The 4,059-nt window shown below is 63.0% G+C and carries 5 protein-coding genes and 1 pseudogene; 4 read left to right on the top strand and 2 right to left on the bottom strand.

Features of this window, described 5'->3' with window-relative positions:
• Window positions 1-62 precede the first annotated feature (62 nt).
• Entirely contained in the window at window positions 63-989 is a 927-nt protein-coding gene (locus RMN95_RS11785) for a hypothetical protein (RefSeq protein WP_309617103.1), read from the bottom strand.
• Between the two features lie 87 nt (window positions 990-1,076).
• Between RMN95_RS11785 and RMN95_RS11780 the strand changes: the two genes are divergently transcribed.
• The 4 genes from RMN95_RS11780 to RMN95_RS11765 all read left to right on the top strand — a co-directional run bounded on the left by RMN95_RS11780 (window position 1,077) and on the right by RMN95_RS11765 (window position 3,568).
• Window positions 1,077-1,397: a hypothetical protein gene (locus RMN95_RS11780; protein ID WP_309617102.1), complete on the top strand. Its 321-nt coding sequence runs from the start codon at window positions 1,077-1,079 to the stop codon at window positions 1,395-1,397.
• Window positions 1,398-1,502: 105 nt separating this feature from the next.
• Window positions 1,503-2,093: a sigma-70 family RNA polymerase sigma factor gene (locus tag RMN95_RS11775; RefSeq protein WP_309617101.1), complete on the top strand. Its 591-nt coding sequence runs from the start codon at window positions 1,503-1,505 to the stop codon at window positions 2,091-2,093.
• 1 nt (window position 2,094) lies between these two features.
• On the top strand, window positions 2,095-2,913 hold the full coding sequence (locus RMN95_RS11770; RefSeq protein ID WP_309617100.1) for a hypothetical protein: 819 nt from the start codon (window positions 2,095-2,097) through the stop codon (window positions 2,911-2,913).
• Window positions 2,914-2,998: 85 nt separating this feature from the next.
• Window positions 2,999-3,568 carry an OsmC family protein gene (locus tag RMN95_RS11765; RefSeq protein ID WP_309617099.1) on the top strand — a complete coding sequence of 190 codons (570 nt, stop codon included), beginning with the start codon at window positions 2,999-3,001 and terminating at the stop codon, window positions 3,566-3,568.
• Window positions 3,569-3,639: 71 nt separating this feature from the next.
• Here the strand turns inward: RMN95_RS11765 and RMN95_RS11760 are convergent.
• Window positions 3,640-4,059 (bottom strand): annotated as a pseudogene (locus RMN95_RS11760) (hypothetical protein); the annotation flags it as partial.

Raw genomic sequence — 4,059 nt, 5'->3', positions numbered from 1 at the left:
GGTGGTTGGGCCCAACGGACGGCGCTCAGTCGACTTCACCCGAACGTCTGCGCGGCGCGACGCTAGCGGGTTCCGCTGGCCTGATCGCTCCGCGCGGACACCTTGCTGGCGCTCCGCACGCCCACGAGACCGACCGCCGCGATACCGACCGCTATGGCTAGTGAGTATGCCCAAAGTTCGGGCATGAGGAGTGCGCTCCTGAACACCTGCACACCATACTCCAGCATCTCGGACGGATAGGGTGCGAGCACCCGGGTGCCCGCGGCGGAGCTACCCGCCGTGATAAAGACGGGCCCCATCCACAGCAGAATCAGGCTTGAGATGACGGCAGTCATTCGACCCACCGAGTTGACACCGCACCATACGATTGCCGCGCCTATGACAATAGCGGGTGCCAGTTCTATGATCGTGCGCATCACCTCCGTGAATGTCGAGGAGCTTGATACTGTGCCGACGGGAAATGCCAGCCCTCTCATCCACGAACTGGATGCGATCGCAGCAATGCTGAGAGCGATCAGTGCGCCAGGTTTCGGAGCGCGGGCGATAAGAGTAAACATTCCGAGTCCGAGCAGGATAGCCGCGATGGTTCCGCCGGTTAGTGCAACCAGGTAGAGGGTCGAGGCGCTCCGGTCGCTCAGCCCGCCCGACACTGTCATCGCGGTCTGTGCCGTGGCGACTACCTGGATGATCAGCACGCCACCCATAAGCGCAACGAGCGCGGCTCTCGTCTTGCGTGCCGTTGTCGCGCGCCCTACTATCCCGGCGATTGTGGACCCCACGAGAATTAGCGCGACGATGAACGACACGTAGTACTGGCTGAAGGGCAGAAGTGCGATCGGCATCTGAGCGGGCAGGGCGTCGGTTCCCCAGAGGTTCTGGAGCGGGAGTCGCATACCGGTGATGAGCCACGGAACCAGGCCGACAATCGCTGAAACGATCCCCAAGCCGAAAAAGGCGAATAGACCGGGGGACCACTTTGGTACGAGCATATTTCATATCCTGCTCTATGTCGGCGAGAATGCCTAGGATTCTTCAGCCCGACGCTCACCACCGATAATCTGCGCTAGCGTCACCCCATGGACGCGAGAACAACACATCCCGGCGAACGATCACGCGGCTACCAGGTCACCTCCCAACTCAAGCGATTGGGAATACCTGCACTGGGTGTGGTTCTCATAGCCGTTGGAGTCGCCCTGATTGCCCAACCCCTGCCACCGACCGCATCCTTTGGATGGGCTGACTACTCCTCGCTCAGTTCAACGCCGGTACTGGTCACATCCCTCACGATCGCTGGCGTCACTGTCTTGGGTGCTGGCATGCTGACAATGGCCGGTTGGGTGGGTTATCTGTGGGGTCGCCGAACGCAGCAACGTGCTGAGCTTTCGTCTCCCGTCTAGATCCCGCCCTCACTCAGCGATTCGGGCCGTTGTGGCCTCCCTTCTGGGGGATGCTTGCCCCTGTTCGCGGGAAGCCGCACCCCGTATCTTCGAAAGGTGGGATCTATGGACGACGCACGCACCACGGGGGTGCCGTTCGAAACGGTGCTCGCTGCGGCGCAATCGGGCGCGGAGTGGGCCAGCGCGACGCTGTGGCGCGAGTACGCGCCGAGTGTCGTCGGATTCGCCCGGGGTCGCGGATCCAAGGATCCTGACGATCTCGCCAGTGAAGTGTTTCTCAGCGTCTTCGATACGTTATCCACGTTCATCGGAAGCGAATCCGAATTCCGGTCGTTCCTGTTCTCCATCGCCTACCGTCGAGTTGTGGATGAACTGCGCCAGCGCTCTCGGCGGGGCGAATCTGTGCAGTGGCAGCCCGAGAACGACCTGCGATCAGAACCCAGCGCAGAGGATGCCGCGAACCTGAGATCATCAGACCAGTCTGTGCTCGCTCTCTTCGACTTCCTGCCGGTCGACCAGCGCAACGTGATGGTGCTGCGAATCGTCTCGGATCTGACCATCGAGCAGATCGCGGAGGTGCTCGACAAGACGCCAGGCGCCGTCAAGTCGCTGCAAAAACGTGCACTTGACGCACTTCGGAAAAAAGTTTTGACAAAGCCGTACCCTTCTCGGCCCCTCGAACGATTACCTGTGTGAGATGAAAACCACAACGATTTCAGACCGCGACGCTTTCGAGCTCGCGCAGGGCCGAGTTTCTGCGCGCCCTGACCTGGATTCACTGGCAGATCTGCTGACGGCATATCGCATCGCGGCAATCGGGTCGGTGCCGCAACCGTCAGCAGCTCTCAGCGCACGCGTGGACCTGTCTGCGACACCCATTGCCATGCAGCGGGATGTTATAACGGACGGCGACCTGAACGGCGTCGCAACCAGACGGGCGGCTTCGGGGCTGCTTGGACTGGGCGTCATCGTGGCGATCATCTTGGGTGCAGCCTCGGGTGCTGCAGCCGTAGTCGGTATAGGAACAGCCGGGCTGCTTCCCCCAGTAGCACAGGGGGTGTTTGATCAGGTCGTCTCCGACAGTGAGCCGCCAGGGGTGGTAGGCGAGGAGACGACTGATCAGGGGGAAGCGCCCGGCGTCACCACGGGCGGCACTGACACTGACGAGGCCACCGACGGGACCCAAAGCGGTAGCACGCCGGAAACCGAGAGCGCCGATACCGGAGTCGTCGATCCGAAACACGGCAACGGCGCTGGCACTCCGGGTAAAGACAACGGGCTCGGCAACTCGGGCCACAACAACGGTGTCGGCAGTTCAGGTGAAGACAACGGCTTCGGCAACGCGGGCGACAACAACGGCAACCCGGACAAAGACAAAGATAAAGTCAAGGATAAAGATACCGGCACTGGCAATCCCGGCCAAACCAATGGTGTCGGCAGTTCGGGCGTAGATAACGGCGCTGGCAACTCCGGCGAGAGCAACGGCAACGGGAAGTCAGACAAGAAGAACGACTGACCGGCGGCGCCCCACCATGACGCCATGCGTCGTCCGGTTACGTCATGAATGACGCCGGATGTGGCATCCGCCGTACGGTCTGCTCATGACTCTTCTTGACACTCTCGACGCCGCGCCGTCGATCACCGTTCCGTCCATCTCCGCAGCCGAGCGCGCCGTGCGCCTCACCACAGCTGGCACCGCCTGGGGCGAGCGTATTGCCGCCAACCGCACCGCGGCGCATCTCACCTACAGGGTGGAGGGCGTCGGCAACGGGGCCGTCCACACGACCGTCACCGCTGGCAGGCACACCTTTGCGATCGACGAGCCTGCCGCTCTGGCGGGGGATGATCTCGCCGCAAGTCCGGTCGAGATCGCGCTCGGTGCCCTCATCTCGTGCCAGGTTGTTGTCTACCGCCTCTACGCCCACGCGCTGGGAATTCAGGTTGACGAGATCTCTGTCGCCGCCGAAGGTGACCTCGATGCGGCGCGACTGTTCGGAATCGACGAGACGGTGCGCGCGGGCTTTACCGCCGTGCGTCTCGACATCACCATCACCGGGCCGGAGCCAGAGGAGCGTTATCAGGATCTGCGCGACGCCGTCGACGCGCACTGCCCCGTCCTGGATCTGTTCGCCAACCCGACACCGGTCACCGTCACCGTCACAAAGGCCTGATTCGCCTCGTGGCGGGCGCCACGCCCGAACGGCCGCGCCCGCGAGGGCAGGGTCGTTCGGGTAGCAGCGTTCTAGTCTTTCGTGTACAAACGGTCGTCGAACGTGAACGGCTCTACCGCGATCGGCTCGGGAATCTCGATCACTCCTGGCACCAGCGAGACGACCGAATTCCACCAACCCTCGGGCATTCGCATAGCGAATCCGGGAACCAGCCAGGCATCGCCCGCCGAATCCCACATGAGTAGCAGCGTCGCCTCGGCCTCGTCGATGGTCACCTCGACAACCTCGGGCGCTGGCAGGGTCGGCTCGACCGGTAGGATCGGCGCCGGCTCAACGGTGGGAACAGGGTCGGCAGTGGGAATCGGCTCTGGAGTCGCGGGCGGAATTTCGGGGTCGGCCATCGGAGCCGTCGGGTCGACCGTCTGCTCGTCACCGGGTGTCGGCTCGGTACCAACACCCGGCTTGACGCTCGGGCCGGCACCCGTGCCGGT

This window comes from Salinibacterium sp., from assembly GCF_031364185.1.
Classification (GTDB): Bacteria; Actinomycetota; Actinomycetes; order Actinomycetales; family Microbacteriaceae; genus Rhodoglobus.
Note: the sequence above shows the minus strand (reverse complement) of the source record. Positions and strands in the feature narration are given on the sequence as shown.